The 16,420-nt window shown below is 38.9% G+C and carries 16 protein-coding genes and 1 pseudogene; 13 read left to right on the top strand and 4 right to left on the bottom strand.

The window, feature by feature from the left end:
* Positions 1–62: 62 nt before the first annotated feature.
* The 3 genes from B2727_RS04625 to B2727_RS04615 all read left to right on the top strand — a co-directional run bounded on the left by B2727_RS04625 (position 63) and on the right by B2727_RS04615 (position 2,276).
* On the top strand, positions 63–452 hold the full coding sequence (locus B2727_RS04625; RefSeq protein WP_005312102.1) for an outer membrane protein assembly factor BamE: 390 nt from the start codon (positions 63–65) through the stop codon (positions 450–452).
* A gap of 192 nt (positions 453–644) precedes the next feature.
* On the top strand, positions 645–1,370 hold the full coding sequence (locus tag B2727_RS04620) for a helix-turn-helix domain-containing protein (protein WP_033133783.1): 726 nt from the start codon (positions 645–647) through the stop codon (positions 1,368–1,370).
* 21 nt (positions 1,371–1,391) lie between these two features.
* Positions 1,392–2,276: a LysR family transcriptional regulator gene (locus B2727_RS04615; RefSeq protein ID WP_005312104.1), complete on the top strand. Its 885-nt coding sequence runs from the start codon at positions 1,392–1,394 to the stop codon at positions 2,274–2,276.
* 17 nt (positions 2,277–2,293) lie between these two features.
* Here the strand turns inward: B2727_RS04615 and B2727_RS04610 are convergent, their stop codons facing one another.
* Positions 2,294–3,205 carry a LysR substrate-binding domain-containing protein gene (locus B2727_RS04610; RefSeq protein WP_033133784.1) on the bottom strand — a complete coding sequence of 304 codons (912 nt, stop codon included), beginning with the start codon at positions 3,203–3,205 and terminating at the stop codon, positions 2,294–2,296.
* Positions 3,206–3,362: 157 nt separating this feature from the next.
* Between B2727_RS04610 and B2727_RS04605 the strand changes: the two genes are divergently transcribed.
* From B2727_RS04605 to B2727_RS04595, 3 genes are read left to right on the top strand one after another with little or no spacing between them, the layout of a single operon-like run.
* Positions 3,363–4,373, top strand: coding sequence for an aldo/keto reductase (locus B2727_RS04605; protein ID WP_005205364.1), 1,011 nt, complete (start codon positions 3,363–3,365; stop codon positions 4,371–4,373).
* A 42-nt stretch (positions 4,374–4,415) separates the two neighbouring features.
* Complete coding sequence (locus B2727_RS04600; protein ID WP_291348227.1) at positions 4,416–5,210, top strand: SDR family NAD(P)-dependent oxidoreductase; 795 nt, start codon at positions 4,416–4,418, stop codon at positions 5,208–5,210.
* Between the two features lie 38 nt (positions 5,211–5,248).
* Entirely contained in the window at positions 5,249–5,659 is a 411-nt protein-coding gene (locus B2727_RS04595; protein WP_033133786.1) for an SRPBCC family protein, read from the top strand.
* Between the two features lie 123 nt (positions 5,660–5,782).
* On the opposite strand, the gene B2727_RS04590 is transcribed toward B2727_RS04595, so the two are convergent.
* Entirely contained in the window at positions 5,783–6,166 is a 384-nt protein-coding gene (locus B2727_RS04590) for a carboxymuconolactone decarboxylase family protein (RefSeq protein WP_033133787.1), read from the bottom strand.
* Positions 6,167–6,654: 488 nt separating this feature from the next.
* Here B2727_RS04590 and B2727_RS04585 point away from each other — a divergent pair, with 488 nt between their 5' ends.
* Positions 6,655–7,479: a hypothetical protein gene (locus tag B2727_RS04585; protein WP_033133788.1), complete on the top strand. Its 825-nt coding sequence runs from the start codon at positions 6,655–6,657 to the stop codon at positions 7,477–7,479.
* Positions 7,480–7,502: 23 nt separating this feature from the next.
* Here the strand turns inward: B2727_RS04585 and B2727_RS04580 are convergent, their stop codons facing one another.
* On the bottom strand, positions 7,503–7,856 hold the full coding sequence (locus tag B2727_RS04580; protein ID WP_033133789.1) for a transposase: 354 nt from the start codon (positions 7,854–7,856) through the stop codon (positions 7,503–7,505).
* Between the two features lie 421 nt (positions 7,857–8,277).
* On the opposite strand from B2727_RS04580, the gene B2727_RS04575 reads away from it, so the two are divergent.
* From B2727_RS04575 to B2727_RS04560, 5 genes and pseudogenes are all read left to right on the top strand, one after another.
* A complete protein-coding gene (locus B2727_RS04575) occupies positions 8,278–10,011 on the top strand; it encodes a YadA-like family protein (RefSeq protein ID WP_033133790.1) in 1,734 nt (577 codons plus the stop codon).
* 56 nt (positions 10,012–10,067) lie between these two features.
* Complete coding sequence (locus B2727_RS04570; protein ID WP_033133791.1) at positions 10,068–11,921, top strand: YadA-like family protein; 1,854 nt, start codon at positions 10,068–10,070, stop codon at positions 11,919–11,921.
* A 298-nt stretch (positions 11,922–12,219) separates the two neighbouring features.
* On the top strand, positions 12,220–13,092 hold the full coding sequence (locus tag B2727_RS04565) for a hypothetical protein (RefSeq protein WP_033133792.1): 873 nt from the start codon (positions 12,220–12,222) through the stop codon (positions 13,090–13,092).
* 234 nt (positions 13,093–13,326) lie between these two features.
* Positions 13,327–13,395: pseudogene (locus tag B2727_RS20025) on the top strand (hypothetical protein); the annotation flags it as partial.
* A 220-nt stretch (positions 13,396–13,615) separates the two neighbouring features.
* A complete protein-coding gene (locus B2727_RS04560; RefSeq protein WP_004890115.1) occupies positions 13,616–14,815 on the top strand; it encodes a tyrosine-type recombinase/integrase in 1,200 nt (399 codons plus the stop codon).
* Here B2727_RS04560 and B2727_RS04555 read toward each other — a convergent pair.
* A complete protein-coding gene (locus tag B2727_RS04555) occupies positions 14,808–15,029 on the bottom strand; it encodes a hypothetical protein (protein WP_005206861.1) in 222 nt (73 codons plus the stop codon). The genes B2727_RS04560 and B2727_RS04555 overlap by 8 nt on opposite strands.
* 214 nt (positions 15,030–15,243) lie before the next feature.
* On the opposite strand from B2727_RS04555, the gene B2727_RS04550 reads away from it, so the two are divergent.
* Positions 15,244–16,140: a hypothetical protein gene (locus B2727_RS04550; protein WP_033133793.1), complete on the top strand. Its 897-nt coding sequence runs from the start codon at positions 15,244–15,246 to the stop codon at positions 16,138–16,140.
* Positions 16,141–16,420: the final 280 nt, after the last annotated feature.

Below are 16,420 nucleotides of genomic sequence, written 5' to 3'. Positions count from 1 at the left end.
TTAACTTTGGGAGAGCCGTTTAGGGTTCTGCCTGACTTAAACAATAATAAGTGAGAATCGAGATGAAAAAGATGAAAGCCTTAATGATGATTAGCTTATTGGGTGCTGTATTGCCGAGCCAAGCACATAGCAAAACAGATGCCATGCATGCACAGGATGTTACTTTTCCGGAAGTCGATAAAAGTTATCTGAAATTGGTTAAACGTTATGAAATGAATGACGTTGCGCGTTTAGGTGTGGGAATGAATAAAGATCAGCTTCGCCACATTTTAGGAAATCCACATTTCAATGAAGGATTGATGCTAGTCAAAACGTGGAACTATGTATTAGATATTCGCGTACCCAATACACAGGACTACAAACGTTGCCAGTTACGTATTGATTTTGATCAGAAATATAAAGTAGAGCGTTTATCATGGAAAGGAGATGAGTGTCAGAACACTATCGTTTAAAGATAAGAGACAATCATGTGATTATTTATTTGTAACTAGCAAGTTTAGATCAAAAATTAAATTAAACAAACAGGAGAAGAAAGACCTGTTTGTTTAATTTTCCTAAAATGATTATTTATAGGATATAAAGTGTCAAAAAAATAAGACCAAGGTTTGATAAGCTCTTAAGAGTTGAAATATGAGATGGAGAATATGTTTCATACTTTTTCACATTGTGAAAAAAATATAAGACTGCATATTATTGAAGTCGGAAATAAAGATCTAAAGCATGCAGTAATTTTTTTTCTCTTGGAGATAGATAAGTTTTTTTCTTTAATTAATAGTTTGTCTTTGGATCATTTTCGCATTGTTTTAATTTATCGCTGTGAAATATTAAATCAGAATTTTATTGGGCAAGACCTGTTAGATGGGTTTAAATGTTTAACAGATCGTTTAGTTGTTGAGAATACTCACTTTATATTTGAACCAGACTTGGATGATTCCTATAAATATGCCTTATATACCAGTGATTTATTTGACTCAGTTACGATTTGCAAAAAGTTCGATGAACTATGTATGCAGGCTTTCTTTGCATCTTGTCCACTTAAAAGTGAGGATAAGATAGATTTTATTGGTAGAGTGAATATTCAAATCAGCAATATTTTATCGGAAGGAGAACCTTATCTTATTAAAGTAGCAAAAAAAATGAGATTAACACCGCGGGTGTTATCTAAAAGAATAAGAAGTGAAGGCGAAGAATTTAAATTATTAGTTAAACAAAAAAGACATGAAAAAGCCTTGTTTTTATTAAAAAATGAAAATGTGAGTTTGTCTGATATCGCATATACATTGGGTTATACGGAGCACAGTGCTTTTACACGCGCATTTAGAGGATGGACTGGATGTTCGCCTTGCCAGTTTAGAAAGTATTTAAAGTAATTCGATCTGAGGTATAAAGTTTTGGATATTAGGGATTTAAAAACTTTTATATATGTAGCTGATCATCAGTCTATTACCGTCGCTTCCGAGAAATTAGGCGTCAATCAGTCGACGGTGACAAAACGCATTTTTAATATGGAAGAGATTGTTAAAGGTGTTTTGTTCAATCGAGGTACACGACCATTACAATTAACCCAGTTAGGAAAAAAGGTTTATTTTAAAAGTTGCTTTATATTGCGACAGTTTGAGTCACTCAAAAATTTTCATACTGAAAGTAGTGAAATTATTAAAAAAAATATAAAGATTGGTATTGCACAAGTATTGATTGATGATCTGTTGGACTTAGTCATGAGTGAATCCAACAAAATTAATCCATATTACGACATTGATATTTATAGCGGATGGGGGAGTGGTCTTATTCAGCAAGTTCATGCGGGTGAAATTGATTTAGCGGTGTTGATGCTACCACCTACCCTGAGCTTAGCTGCTTCAGTTTCTTTTGTTGACGTTGGTACGCTTCCCTTAGTTATCGTTGCTCGAAAAGGAGACTGTTATAAATATAATAGTTTAGAAAAATGTAGTAAGCGTGGATGGGTACTCCACCCTGAAAATTGCTGTTTTAGAGAAAGCTTAGCCAAACTTTTATATGAAAGAAAGTTAGGTTTTTATATCAATAAAGAAATTTATGGAGTTGAGTTGCAATTACAAAGTATTTTGAATGGTGATGGCTTCGGTATTTATCCAAAAGCTTTATTTGATAAATTTATAGTTAATCATGATGGGTTGGAGATCATTGAATTAAATGATTTCTCTCTCGATTTGCATGTAGGTGTAGTCAAATCCCAACATATTGATCATGAGGAAGCAAATGCTTTTATCGAGATCGTGAAAAATCATTATTTTTAGCAAAGCTACCATTAATGTTAATGTTCTTCTTCAGGAACAATGAATTTTTCGGTCAGCATTTGGCGGAAATAAACCACCAATGGACGTAAATTAGCTTTATGCCAAACTGCCCAAAGTTGAGTGTTGTAGGACATCCATGGGAGTTCACGAAGTACCACACCATCAGGAACGTGATTTCTCAAGCTGTGCTGAATTAAGGTGAGTCCTAAACCTGCTGCAACTAGACCTAAAGCAGTTAAAGGTGCCCCCGCTTCAAGTTTAATGTCTGGGGTAAAGCCAGCTTTGGCACAAGCACTAATAAAGTCATCACGTGAATGGGCATCTTCTTCATGAATGACAGAAATCCATGCAATACCATCAAGGTCACTTGCTTCCAGCTCAGTTTTATTTACTAACGGATGCTGTTCGGGTAAAGCAAGCAACATGCGATCATCTAAAACTTGGGTATAGCATAAATCTACATCAAGTTGGTCAGGTGGGTAATTAACCATCGCAATATCCAAACTACGTTGCTTTAATCCTTCAAACTGAGTTGAGCTGGTTTGATTATAGAGTGCAATATGTATATCAGGTCGAGAATCACGTAATGATTTCAAGGTATTTGACAGCACACCGGCATACATCGCATTTTCAATATAACCAATGCACAAACCCCCATCTTCACCACAACCTAAACGCCGCCCCAAGGATTCTAAGCGCTTGGCATGTGCTAATAGCGCACGAGCTTCATCCAAGAAAATTTGTCCATCAGAAGTTAAACGAATACGCTGCTGATTTCGTTCAAATAGCATAAGCCCAAGCTTTTCTTCTAACTGAGAAATCTGACGGCTCAGTGGGGACTGGGAGATGTACAAGCGCTCAGCAGCACGGCCAACGTGTTCTTCTTCGGCAACCACCACAAAATACTTCAATTGGCGTAAATCAATCATGTAAGACCTTAAGGGACTCAAGTTAGTCGAATTATGTCCTATCATGTCAGAAGTGATCAAGTTATATTTTCCTCATCGCAAAGGCAGTCCGAAAAACTGCCACAGTTATTCGCTTAAGAACACTGTTCGAGAGCATAGATAAATTGAGGAAAATATCATGGCAATTAAACACTTACTTCCAGGAAAAATCGGGTTCGGTGGTGCACCACTAGGTAACATGTTCCGTAATATTCCTGAAGAAGAAGCTCAAGCAACAGTTCACGCCGCTTGGGACTTAGGTGTACGTTATTTTGATACCGCACCACTTTATGGTTCAGGTCTTTCAGAAATTCGTATGGGTGAAGCGCTATCTCAATACTCACGTGATGACTATGTACTGAGTACCAAGGTCGGCCGCATCATGTTGGATGAAGAAGAAGATACGGCATCACGTGACTTAGGCGATAAAGGTGGGATTTTTGAACATGGTTTAAAAAATAAAATCCTGAATGATTATTCAGCCGATGCAACTTACCGTTCAATTGAAGATAGCTTGAAGCGCTTAAAAACAGACCGTATTGATATTGTCTGGATTCATGATATCGCTCAAGACTTCTATGGTGATAGCTGGCTAGAACAATTCAACATTGCTCGTACTGGTGCTTTCCGAGTTCTAACCCGTTTACGCGAAGAAGGCGTCATCAAAGCATGGGGTTTAGGTGTTAACCGTGTTGAACCATGTGAATTGACTCTGGATTTAGCTGAAGCGCAACCGGATGCATTCTTATTGGCAGGTCGTTATAGCTTGCTTGACCATGATCGTGCCTTACAACGTTTGATGCCAGAAGCATTTCACCAAAATGTAGATATTGTGGTTGGTGGTCCTTATAGCTCAGGTGTGTTGGCGGGTGGTGAACATTTTGAATATCAAAAAGCTTCATCAGAAATTTTGGATAAAGTTGCCAAGATTAACCAGATTGCACAACGTTATGGTGTAGATGTTAAAGCTGCTGCACTCCAGTTCTCTTTGGCAAACCCGGCTGTTGCTGCTGTGATTCCAGGTTCAAGCCGTCCAGGACGTATGGCAGAAGATTTAGCTGCGTTAGATCTACTTATTCCTGCTGCATTCTGGGATGAAATGCGTCGCCAAGGCCTTGTATCTGAATTTGCACCTTTACCTATCCGTTAATTTATCAAGGAGGGCGATAGCCCTCCACAGCGAGTCTTTATCATGAAATTAGATCTTCAAAATAAGGTCGCCGTAGTAAGTGGTTCAACTTCAGGGATTGGTCTAGGTATTGCCAAAGGTCTAGCTTCTGCGGGTGCTACGGTGGTTATTGTTGGCCGTAAACAAGCTGGTGTAGATGAAGCAATTGCACATATTCGTCAAAGTATTCCAGAGGCAAGTCTACGCGGAGTTGAAGCTGACTTGACCACTGAACAGGGCGCAGCCGTCTTATTTGCAGCTGCACCTCAGGCCGACATCGTAGTAAATAATCTGGGAATCTTTAATGATATTGATTTCTTTGAGGTGCCTGATGATGAGTGGATGCGCTTTTACCAAGTCAATGTCTTGTCTGGTGTACGCCTAGCCCGACATTATGCTTCATCAATGGTGAAGCAAGGTTGGGGCAGAATCATCTTTATTTCATCTGAGTCTGGTGTAGCCATACCGGGTGACATGATTAATTACGGTGTGACTAAAAGTGCCAATCTAGCAGTTTCACATGGCCTGGCTAAGCGTTTAGCAGGTACGGGAGTAACTGTAAATGCCATTTTGCCTGGGCCAACTTTTACTGATGGTCTAGAAAATATGCTGGCGGATGCCGTAGAAAAGGCAGGGCGTAGTACACGTGAACAAGCTGATGAGTTTGTTAAACAGTCTCGTCCAAGTTCAATTATTCAACGTGCAGCGGAAGTGGATGAAGTCGCCAACATGGTGGTCTATATCGCCTCACCACTTTCCTCTGCAACCTCGGGTGCCGCGTTACGCGTTGATGGCGGTGTGGTCGATACACTTGTTTAAGTTAACTAACTAATTTACTGAATATACGGAGAAAACTCATGGCTCATGCTGTAGCTACTTTAGAAATCCCTGCTTCACCCGAACAAGTTTGGCAACTAATAGGTGGTTTTGACAGCTTACCAGACTGGCTTCCATTTGTTGCAAAAAGCGAATTAAGCGAAGGCGCTCGTGTTCGTAGCTTGATTTTGGCAGATGGCGGCAACGTGGTTGAGCGTTTAGAAGCTTTTGATCAGCAACAACGTACTTATAGTTACTCAATTATCAAGGCACCATTCCCGATCGTTGATTATCTGTCTACGATTACCGTGTTGGAAACAGATAAACCGAATGTTTCAATTGTGGAATGGAAAGGGCGTTTTACCCCTGTAAATGTCAGTGATGAAGAGGTGATTTCATTATTTACTGGGATCTATGTAGATGGCTTGAAAGATTTAAGCAATAATTTTTAAATTTCAAGTTATTGTTTAAATGAATGAGTCCAAAGCATGTCTTCTATGCTTTGGACTTTTTTCAAGAATGAAATTCTTACCAACGATGAGGTCTTTTTAATCGTGATTCTATTTAGTCACAGCTTATTGCATCTGATATTCATTGATAACTTCTAGCGCTGCTCGGAAAGCCTCCTGTGTTGCAGGTGCGCCACAATATGGCAAGCTATGCAATAACACTTCTTGGATTTCCTCAACCGTTGCGCCATTGTTCAATGCACCACGAATATGCCCTTTCAGCTCGGTTGGACTTTTCAGTGCCGTTAAGAAAGCGATGGTTACAAGAGAGCGATATTTACGCGGTAAAACACCTTCACGTTGCCATGTTGAACCCCAAGCATGTTCATTGATCCAGTCTTGTAATGGTTGCGTAAAAGGTACGGTATTATCCTGTGCGCGTTTGACAAAGGATTCGCCCATCACTTCAGTACGAACTTTTAATCCATTTTCATAATCTTGTTGTGACATATTTTTACTCTTTTGGCGGTGAGAAAAGATGAGATAGTTTCTTAAATTGTCCACATAGTAACTAAATAATGACCTAAGCTAAAGCCGTTGATTCTGATATTGAAATTTTGAATTAAGCGCTTACATGTTGCAGTGATGAGATTGGTATCCAGCATATTTTTGCTTTAGAAGATATCAATACACCGTGCTCATAATGGAAATGGATCACAAGGCAGCTTCAATGTTATTGGATATTCTATGCTGGATGATTTTTGATCTTGTTTCTGTGTTGAAGGTAACTGTAAATTATTTTTCTGTAATTATAATCTTCTGATAAATAAATATAAGTTTTTATGTATTTTACTACCGAGTAAAAAGTTGAAAAATTTTTTTAAAAAAAAGGCTACAATTTTGATCCTCTATATTGATGAATTCAGCTAGAATAAAAATACGGATCAATCTCATTTGTAACGATAAGTCTGTCTGTCGTGCTTAATATTGGAGTTTACATGGGGAAAGACGCATTGGTTCTAACCGTTTCAGAAGACATGTTGTTGTCTCACGATACTGAAACGACACTAGAGCATGTTGTCAGTATTATGCCTCAGTTGATTCATTGGCTGATTAAGTCTGGGATTGGTTATAGCGAATTTAGTATTGCATTAAAAGCACTGTTTTATAATGAAGCGATCAAAGAATTAGATGCAATCAAGCAAAAGAAAACAGATTCTGCCATTAGTTTATTATCTGGGTTAAATCGCCGTGATGTGCGTAGCTTTTGCCAGACGCATGGTGAATATGCTCCAGTAGATCAATTCAACTTACAATTACCCATCAGCGTGCCTGCACGTGTTGTCGGAATGTGGCTTAACCAGAAGCTGCCTTTGAAAATTCCATTTCAGGGTGAGGAAAATAGTTTTGAAAGTATCGTCAAACAAATTTCTTCAGAAAAACATCCGAAATCTATTTTATTGGAATTAAAGCGTTTAGGGATTGTTGCTGAAGAACATGATCAGGTCATTCTACAAAATTCAAGTTTTACACCAAATCCGCAAGCTGATGAAAGTAAACAATTATTTACGCAGAATATTTCAGATCATCTTGCTGCAGGTATTGGTAATTTAACCAAGAATAAAAACTTTCTTGAGCAGGCAATTTTTGCGGACGAATTAACGCAAGAATCTGTTGAGAAATTAAATCAATTGAGTGTTGATTTATGGAATATGATGTCCAAGGCAATCGTCTCAGCTGCGATAGACCATTGTAAGAATGATGAACAGTCTTCGGATGCAAATAAGAGATTCCGCCTTGGAATTTATCAGTACGATGAATAAAAATAGATCAAATAGAATGTTCTTTATTGCTTCTTCTCTTTTTTAATACAGCCTATTTTTTTCAGTCCTCTCCAGAGGACTGAATAGGAAATCTTATAACCAAATCTTTGTTCAAAAGGGTCAATCAGATCACGAATCTGATTAAACTTTGTCGTTCTTACAAACTCCTCAAAACTCTTCATATCCTTGATCGAAAAGGGACGCCCGTGGCGAATCGCAGGTAAGGGAGTTAATGCCTGCGTTTTTTCTTCAAGCATGATCCATTTATCTAAAGTTGATCTTGCAATATCAAATTGTTTACAGATATTGGACTTATGCTCTGTTTGGCGATAAGCAGCCATCACTTTTTCACGAAGATCTAATGAATATGCTCGCATGAATCTATCGAAAGCTCCTTTACTATTTTATGGGACCTTGAGTCGGTGTACTTAGAAAGAGGTATTCATGTCGGCTAGCGTAGTAAAGATCATTGTGCTGAGAAATTTACCATTAAAAATAAAATATGTACATATTGAACATATTTTTTATAAAAATTTTATTTCACTCTTCTTTAAAGCATCTTAATTAATTTATTTTATTTATTTAAATCATAGTTTTGTGTTGATTTTCTCACTAATTTTAATAAATTGGTCAACTCTTGCGCATCTCTGTAGTCTATGTTAGCTTTTTAAATATGTGCATATTACACATATAAATTGATTTTATTGAATTGCTTTGCTTAACTGTGAGTTTAAATAAAATCTTTATTAAAATTTAAACTTATCAATAAGATAGATATTATTTAGAAGGGAACGTGTAATGAAAAAAACTTTTCAATTATCGGTAATAGCAGCTTCATTATTGGCCGCGAATGTCTACGCAGCCCAAACAAACATCGGGACAGGAAATACGGCGACTGGACCAGATACAACGGTTGTCGGTACAAATAATGCGGCGGCGAATACAACTGTAGTGGGTACAGACAATACTGGAACAGGTAATGAAGGTTTCACTGGTGGTACAGGAAACACAGTAAACGGACATTGGTCCGCTGTTATCGGAAATGGCAACAGTACAACTGGCATTCGCTCTACTGTACTCGGAAGTGGCAACACCACAGATAAAGACTATGCTACGGCAGTCGGTAGTGATCTTACTGTAAATGGACAAGCCTCACAGGCGGTTGGAAATAAAATCACCATTGCAGATAATAATGCTACGGCAGTCGGTGGCAATATTGATGTCAAAGGCAATCAGGCTAGTGCATTTGGTGACTCTGTCATTGTTGATGGTGAAGGTGCGACTGCCCTAGGCTCGACATCACAAGCGATTGGAAAAAAAGCCACTGCTTTAGGCTATGGGGCACAAGCGACCGCAGAAAATGCCATTGCAACAGGTAGTGGTGCAGCAGCGAGCGGTATTAATTCGATTGCGATTGGTAATGCCACAGAAGCCAGTGCTGAAGGGGCGATTGCACTAGGGAATGGTGCAAAAGCAACGGCAATGGGTGCAGTCGCTATCGGTGCAAATACGGTCAATAATGAAGCAAATACCGTTGCACTTGGGAATCGTCGAATGACTTGGATGGCTGATGGTATTGGCGATAATGATGCTGTAAACGTTCAACAGTTAAAATCAGAGCTTGCCAAAATTAATAATGCGCCAGCACAAGCAGACTTAGATGCGATTAATACCAAGATCGATACTGAAAAAGCTGACCGTATCGCAGGTGATACGCTTTTAGATGGCAAAATTGCACAAGAAGCAGCGGACCGTACTACAGCAGTGAACAATGAAAAAGCAGCTCGTATTGCAGGTGATGATGCTTTACAAGTGAAGATTGATAATGAAGCAACCTTACGTGCCGATGCGGATAGCGTAGAGAAAAATGCCCGTATTGCAGGGGATGCAGCCGAAAAAGCAGAACGTACAGCAGCGATTAATACTGAAAGAGATGCCCGTATCTTAGCAATCAATAATGAAGCAACTCTACGTGCCAATGCAGATGCACAAGAAACAGCAGACCGTATTGCAGGGGATACTGCTGAGAAAAATGCTCGTATTGCAGCGATTAATAATGAAGCAACCTTACGTGCGAATGCAGATGCAACTGAAAAAGCAGCTCGTATTGCAGGGGATGCAGCCGAAAAAGCAGAACGTATTGCAGCGATTAATACTGAGAAAACTGAACGTATTGCAGGTGATGCGGCATTGGGTAATCGTATTGATGTCGAAACGGCAACCCGTGTCACAGAAGTCAAACGCCTAGATGGTCGTGTGGATCAGTTAAATACACGTTTAGATCATGTTGAAACTACAGCAAACCGTGGTATTGCCATTTCATTGGCCGCTTCACAAGCAATTCCAAGCCTTCAACCAGGTCAAGTTGCCGTGTTTGGTGGTGTTGGTTATTACGAGGGGGAAGCAGCAGGTGCATTGGGTGCTGTGACTTCATTTAGTGACCGTTTCTCAGGCAGTGGTGCATTTGGGGTTGCTGATGGTGGAAAAGTGGGTGGTCGTGCTGGCGTAGCGTATGTCATCGGAGGGAACTAAGTCGTACTTGGTGATACAGACTGGGTGAGATTTAGTCATAATAAAAGGATGATGTAATGAAAAAAACTTTTCAATTATCAATAATAGCTGCTGCCTTGATGGTAAGCCATACTTATGCAGCACCCGTATGGGAAGGGCCAACAGGAACAGGCTCTGGTTTGAGTAATGCAATGGGTGGGCAAACGAATTATGCCAATGTTCCATCTACAGCCAACGGTATTATCTTGGGTCAACTCAATGACGTAGATAACACCAGTATTGGGATTGGTTATAACAGTAATGCCATGGGGCAAAATAGTTTTGCTGCGGGTACAAACAATGAAGCTACAGGTGATTCTTCTATCGCCATAAGTGCTGAGGCCCATGCCAGAGGTGAGAGCAGTATTGCAGTAGGTTCATGGATCAATGCAAATGATACTAATAGTACAGCTGTTGGCACGGGAATTAATGTAAACAAAGCAAATAGCGTTGCTGTAGGTAATAGCCAGAATGTCTATGATGAAAATGCGACTGCGGTTGGTGGGCATAGTGAAGTCCGTGGTAACCAATCGAGTTCTTTGGGTGATTGGGCATGGGCTAGTGGTGGTAATGGAGCAACTGCGGTTGGTAGCCAAACATGGGCAAATGCTGAAAATGCAACCACAATTGGTTATAACGCAGAGACAGGTGGTCAAAATGCGGTACGTATGGGGGCTGAATCTGCGGGTTCTGGCTTAAATTCTGTGGTGATTGGCAGTCATGCGACAGGGAATGTTGAGAATGCCGTGCAGTTGGGTTCGGGCAGTGGCGGCGCAGTTGGTGCGACAGCAGGTGTTCCCGGAACTTCGATTGCAGATGATAAAAACTCTGTTGCGATTGGGTATGGCTCTGATACACAAGGCCAAGGCGCAAGTGGTGAGAATACGGTCAGTGTTGGCGGTTTATTAGGTGGTGCGATTCGCCGTATTACCCAAGTGGCGGATGGGGTAGACAATCTGGATGCGATTAACGTCTCACAGCTTAACCGTGAAATCGCTAAAATTGGCGCAGGCGCACAACTGATAGATCATGCAGATACTTTGCTGACGACTGAAAAAACTGAACGTATCGCAGGCGATAAAGATTTAGCCAATAAACTTGCGGTCGAGGTTGTAGCACGTCAGAAAGCAGTTGATGATGAAGCTAAAGAACGTGCTAATGCGGATATTGCCCTTTCAACAGCAATTGGCAATGAAGCAAAACTTCGTGCAGCAGCAGATGATGCCGAAAAAGATGCACGTATTGCAGGTGATGCAGCGACCAAAGCAGAGCGTATTGCAGTCGTGAATGCTGAACGAGATGCACGTATCGCAGCCGTTGACAATGAAGCAAAACTTCGTGTAGCAGCAGATGCGGCAGAAAAACAAGCTCGTATTGCAGGGGATGCAGCAGAGAGAGATGCTCGGATCATCGCGATTGACAATGAAGCCGTACTTCGTGCCAATGCAGATGCACAAGAAACGGTAGATCGTATTGCAGGCGATGTAACTACCAAAGCTGAACGTATCACAGCAGTCAATGCTGAACGAGATGCACGTATTGCTGGTGATACCGCATTAGGTCAACGTATTGATGCAGAAGCAGCAGCGCGTACAGCAGAAGTCAACCGTCTGGATGGTCGTATCAATCAAGCAACTCGTCGTTTGGATGATATTGAGAAAAGTGCTTATCGTGGTGTAGCGATTGCATTAGCTGCGCAACAAGCAGTTCCGAATATTCGCTCTGGTCAAGTTGCATTGTTTGCGGGTGTGGGGCATTTCGAGGGTGAAACTGCGGGCTCTGTTGGTTTGGTCACTTCATTTTTTGCAAATCGTGTTTCACTGAGTGGTTCTGTTGGCTATGCGGGTGGAAATGAGGTCGGTAGTCGTATTGGTCTGAGCTATGCCTTCTAACTGATCACTATAGATAACATGGTAGACGAATAAAAATAATAAAGTAAAGAGAAGCTAAGTTTTATTGATTGGCAAAACTTCAACTTAGATTCTCTTGAACAGATGTTCCTCTTGGGTTGTTCTTTATCAGCATGAAGACAGCCCCTTTTTTTATGAAAATCACTTAAATAATAGAGGTTTGGCGTAATTAAAATGTATTATCTATTTGGGTATCTGTTAAAATATCAGTGCGACAAGAAAACAGATAATAGGATGTTATTTGTCAAATATTGATAATAAATTTTAATGAGAAAATTTTATGGGACACCTAAATTTAAAACCTTCCTTTATCTTGGTTGGGGTTTTGATTTTAACTGGCTGCAAAGATGAAAATGGTAATTTTAGTGTAGGGGTGAGTCTGGGGGGGACTGGAACTGGGGCAGGAGGTGTTTCTGTTGGAACCGAGAGTCCTGTACCCAAACCTCAATCAGATGTTAAACCCGATCGTATGGAAGAAGATGCAGAATATGCGGTTGCCTATCCAAATCCCATTACACAGAATTGTGGTGGTGTGGAAAGGACGATTCAATTTGTGCGTCATTATGCTCCATTTCCCCCTATGGTGATGGGCGATAGAATGGATCTCTTAAGTATTCATAATGATTTAAGAGTGAGATATAAAATACAAGTTGTGGTTAAAAATAAGACATCAGCCCCAATTTATGAATATATCAATAGTTGCGAAGCTGCTTTTCAATTAACGGGTAGCAAAACATCGAAAAAGACGCAAACCGATTATTGCTTAAATGATGAGACGGTGAATACCTATCAACCGAATGAGTCTAGAACCTATTATTATTCATTTAATTTACCCAACATTTTACAAAATTGGACGGCAAGCTATCAGGCACAATATGCTAAACAATTGTATCCAACAAATTATGATGATGAAAATGTAAGTACACGGACACAGTGTGCAGCCTTAAGTACAATTTTGTTATTAGATGAATATCCCTCAACCAGAGATGGTGCTCCACCTAGTTCAAATCATGGAGCTGAGAATGGTTCGGATTCAGGGCAGACAGAAACAGCATCATCTGAGCCACCGATTTTTGGAGGGTTTGATTTGGGAGAGGAAACGGATACAGAGTCTCCCTTATTTGGGGGCTTTGGTTTAGGGGATGAGCTCTAAACGCATTGAGATAAAAAACCATCTGAGGATGGTTTTTTATTGAGTAGCTTAATGAGAGCTAAAGTTGTGGGGATTAATAGGTGAGGCGTCAAGGAAAATGAAGACATATCAACAATCGAAAAATATATTTTAGAAATCTGCTACAATTGCGCCAATTTTAAATTCTTTCGTACGCCATCTGTTCTTGCCATCATTTGCAGATACACATGGGTGCACAAATTGTAGATTTTTAGCATGTTTAAAGATGAATTAGCGGCACAAGTTGCCCAACGTCGCACCTTTGCGATCATTTCCCACCCAAATATTTGATATCTATTCAAGCCCATTCAACCTATTTCAAATATGATAATAAAAGCATTGTAAGTACTGTAAAAATATAAAAATATTGATATTCTTTATCTTGTATATCTTTCAACCCCATTCAATAGATTTCAAGTCTAGTCAGTATGTTTGTGTACATATGTGTGTACACACTTTCTAGAATTTTCTATTTGAAAAAAAATATGTACACAGGTGGAGTAAAATGCCTTTAACAGATACGTGGCTTAAGAAGAATCTAGATCGTGAACGTTCAGCTATACATACAGAGTCTGATCAAGATGGATTGAGCGTTCGTGTATCGCAAAAAGGAAAACTCACTTTTCAGATGCGTTTTCGATATAACGATAAGCAAGCTCGTTTAGACTTGGGAACCTACCCAAATATGAGCCTTAAAGAGGCTCGTATTGAATTGCAGAAAATGAAAGCAATTTTAGAAAAGGGACATGACCCACGTATTCATAAAAAAGTAGAGCTTCACAAGATCACAGAGGCTATAACTTTTGAAGCGTTATTTCGCGAGTGGCATGCGAAATATAGTATTCCTAATAAAAAGAATGCAGATCAATATTTGAGATCATTTGAACTTTATGTTTTCCCAAAGTTAGGTAGCATACCTGCTGAGCAAATCACATTACATATGTGGTTAGATTTACTAGAAGAGCAATTTAAACAGTCGCCATCGATAACTGATCGCATTCTTACTAATACAAAGCAGTGTTTGGATTGGGGGATTAATCGAAAATTAATTGAGCAAAATCCCATAAGACATATCACTGGAAAGCGTGACTTGAATATTAAGAAAAATAAAACTGTTCGAGTATTACAAGATGATGAGTTGTCTTTAATTTTTAAAATTTGTGATGAGTCTAGAACATCATTAAGGAATGTTTTATTTCTCAAGTTATGTTTGTTTTATGGTAATCGATATAGTGAGTTGAGGCTTGCACGGAAATCAGATTTTGATTTTAGTAAAAATACATGGACAGTACCGTATGAAAATCATAAGACAGGAGAAAGTAAAGGGGACATTGTTCGACCTATTATTGATGAGATCAAACCGTGGCTTCAGTCTGCAATGGATTTGAGTAATTCTGAATACATTTTCCCACATGAAAATGGCAAAGAGCCAATGGGGCGTAGTGGGCCAACAGATACCCCTTATAACTTCATGCAATTTGCAAGGAAGAATTATAAAATTGAAATGGATCATTGGTCTATGCATGATTTACGGCGTACAGCAAGGACAAATTTCAGTGCGTTTACAAGTAGGGATGTTGCGGAACTGATGGTTGGTCATGTGATGCCTGGGGAACAGGGGACATATGACTATTATGATTATCAAAAAGAGATGTCGAAGGCTTATAAAAAATGGTGGAAAAAATTAAGTAATCTGTCTAGCTAGACAGATTACTCATTTGGTTATTATTGAAATATTTGATTAGCCATTCGTTAAACGTTTCTTCATCCCAAAGGCTAGTAGAGCCAGCGCATTTCTTAATAGGTTGAGGCATTGGTTGCTCGAACATTTTTTGATTAGGTTGTTGGTAACGCCATAAAGTCGATGTAGAGCAATTTTTGAGTTTGTGGCGAATTTCTTTAGATGTTAAGTAGCCCATATCTTTGATCCTTTTGTGATTATCGCAATTAGATAAAAGAACTAATTTTTTAACCTTAAATATTGGCTGGAAATCAACCTATAATATTAAAACTATTAGTTCAGTTCATTGATGGGATAACTATAAAATTTAGAAAATGTTTAAAATAGAGCAGTACGCATATCTAGAAATATAGTAGTATTATGCTATACAATTATCTGTATTTTAATAAATTATGATTGATAAAAAAATATCAAGCTTAGAGCAGCTTGAGCAAAATATATGGTTAAACTTTTGTTACTACTATCAGTGTGAATTGGATGATGAGTTAATAGCAACGGAGAATCAATCATATATTGATCAAAAAGAAAAAATCATAAAAAGAATGCAGCAGAATGATTTTTCAGTTAATGAGGAGAGAATTTCTTTTGCTGAAATGATGGGAAGTGATTTGAATATTCCCTTCAAACCATCTCAGCTCGCTGAACTTTTAATACAGATTAGTCAGTTAAGAGCTGATGTGGGCATATTACCTACCAAAATATTTCAAAGACAATATTCAGATGTTTTAATTGCCTATGTGCAAATGCTTGGCGGATTGGAGTTTATTAAGAACCATATACTTGCCAAAAGTGCAAAGGCAATCATTGCAGTCAAAGCTCGTTACGACAAGCATTTATATCCAAGACGTGAAATTATATATCGCATTTTACGGGAGCAAGTGGCACGTCGCGGTACATGGAAGAACTTGAATCAGGCAGTTAATTTTATTCTTAATGATTTACTCAAAGCCTTCAAGGTCTATGACATTCAGTGGCTTAAGGAGGAGCTTGCAGAGAAGCAAAAAATGCTCGGGTTGCTTGAGCAGGAGTGGCAGTCAGCTAAACAAGCCTCTGCTGATTCTAGGGGTGTGCGAAGAAAGCCAGCATCAATAATTAAAAAAATAGAAAAATTAAAACTGGAACTGAAAAGCATCAATCAAATTCTCAAGTCAAAATATCCTTCTAGAGAGATGGAAAAATTCGGCTATAAAATGCCTTACAGTGGTGGCTACATTGCCGAAACTATTATTCATGAATTGAGAACTCAGCCTGAGATATTGCGAGAAATTCTTCATAAAGATATTTGCTGATATTTTTTATAGTTTAGCTACCTTTGATTTGGATGGTTTCGCCCAGCATATCCACCACACATTTTGTTATGTATGTGTATTTGTAGGAATGTGATTTTTAGTGAATTGAGTCTAAAAGATATTTTTAGTTTTAAGGCAGAAGTAGAAACTTTTGTTTTTTTTTGTGGCTTCTATTCATTAAATAATAAAATTGAAAATCACTTTATTGAAAACAATACAAAGGATTGTTGTCTATAGAATATGAAATAATGTTTTATAGATATTTTTTTTTAACTTTCCT

Source organism: Acinetobacter sp. UBA991, from assembly GCF_002292065.1.
GTDB lineage: Bacteria > Pseudomonadota > Gammaproteobacteria > Pseudomonadales > Moraxellaceae > Acinetobacter > Acinetobacter higginsii.
This window is presented reverse-complemented; position numbering and strand designations above follow the sequence as displayed.

Bases quoted from the DNA above. Each gene is read 5' to 3' on its own strand.
- B2727_RS04625 (WP_005312102.1), top strand. From the start codon at position 63: ATGAAAAAGATGAAAGCCTTAATGATGATTAGCTTATTGGGTGCTGTA.
- B2727_RS04620 (WP_033133783.1), top strand. From the start codon at position 645: ATGTTTCATACTTTTTCACATTGTGAAAAAAATATAAGACTGCATATT.
- B2727_RS04610 (WP_033133784.1), bottom strand. From the start codon at position 3,205: ATGATTGATTTACGCCAATTGAAGTATTTTGTGGTGGTTGCCGAAGAA.
- B2727_RS04605 (WP_005205364.1), top strand. From the start codon at position 3,363: ATGGCAATTAAACACTTACTTCCAGGAAAAATCGGGTTCGGTGGTGCA.
- B2727_RS04600 (WP_291348227.1), top strand. From the start codon at position 4,416: ATGAAATTAGATCTTCAAAATAAGGTCGCCGTAGTAAGTGGTTCAACT.
- B2727_RS04595 (WP_033133786.1), top strand. From the start codon at position 5,249: ATGGCTCATGCTGTAGCTACTTTAGAAATCCCTGCTTCACCCGAACAA.
- B2727_RS04590 (WP_033133787.1), bottom strand. From the start codon at position 6,166: ATGTCACAACAAGATTATGAAAATGGATTAAAAGTTCGTACTGAAGTG.
- B2727_RS04585 (WP_033133788.1), top strand. From the start codon at position 6,655: ATGGGGAAAGACGCATTGGTTCTAACCGTTTCAGAAGACATGTTGTTG.
- B2727_RS04580 (WP_033133789.1), bottom strand. From the start codon at position 7,856: ATGCGAGCATATTCATTAGATCTTCGTGAAAAAGTGATGGCTGCTTAT.
- B2727_RS04575 (WP_033133790.1), top strand. From the start codon at position 8,278: ATGAAAAAAACTTTTCAATTATCGGTAATAGCAGCTTCATTATTGGCC.
- B2727_RS04570 (WP_033133791.1), top strand. From the start codon at position 10,068: ATGAAAAAAACTTTTCAATTATCAATAATAGCTGCTGCCTTGATGGTA.
- B2727_RS04565 (WP_033133792.1), top strand. From the start codon at position 12,220: ATGGGACACCTAAATTTAAAACCTTCCTTTATCTTGGTTGGGGTTTTG.
- B2727_RS04560 (WP_004890115.1), top strand. From the start codon at position 13,616: ATGCCTTTAACAGATACGTGGCTTAAGAAGAATCTAGATCGTGAACGT.
- B2727_RS04555 (WP_005206861.1), bottom strand. From the start codon at position 15,029: ATGGGCTACTTAACATCTAAAGAAATTCGCCACAAACTCAAAAATTGC.
- B2727_RS04550 (WP_033133793.1), top strand. From the start codon at position 15,244: ATGATTGATAAAAAAATATCAAGCTTAGAGCAGCTTGAGCAAAATATA.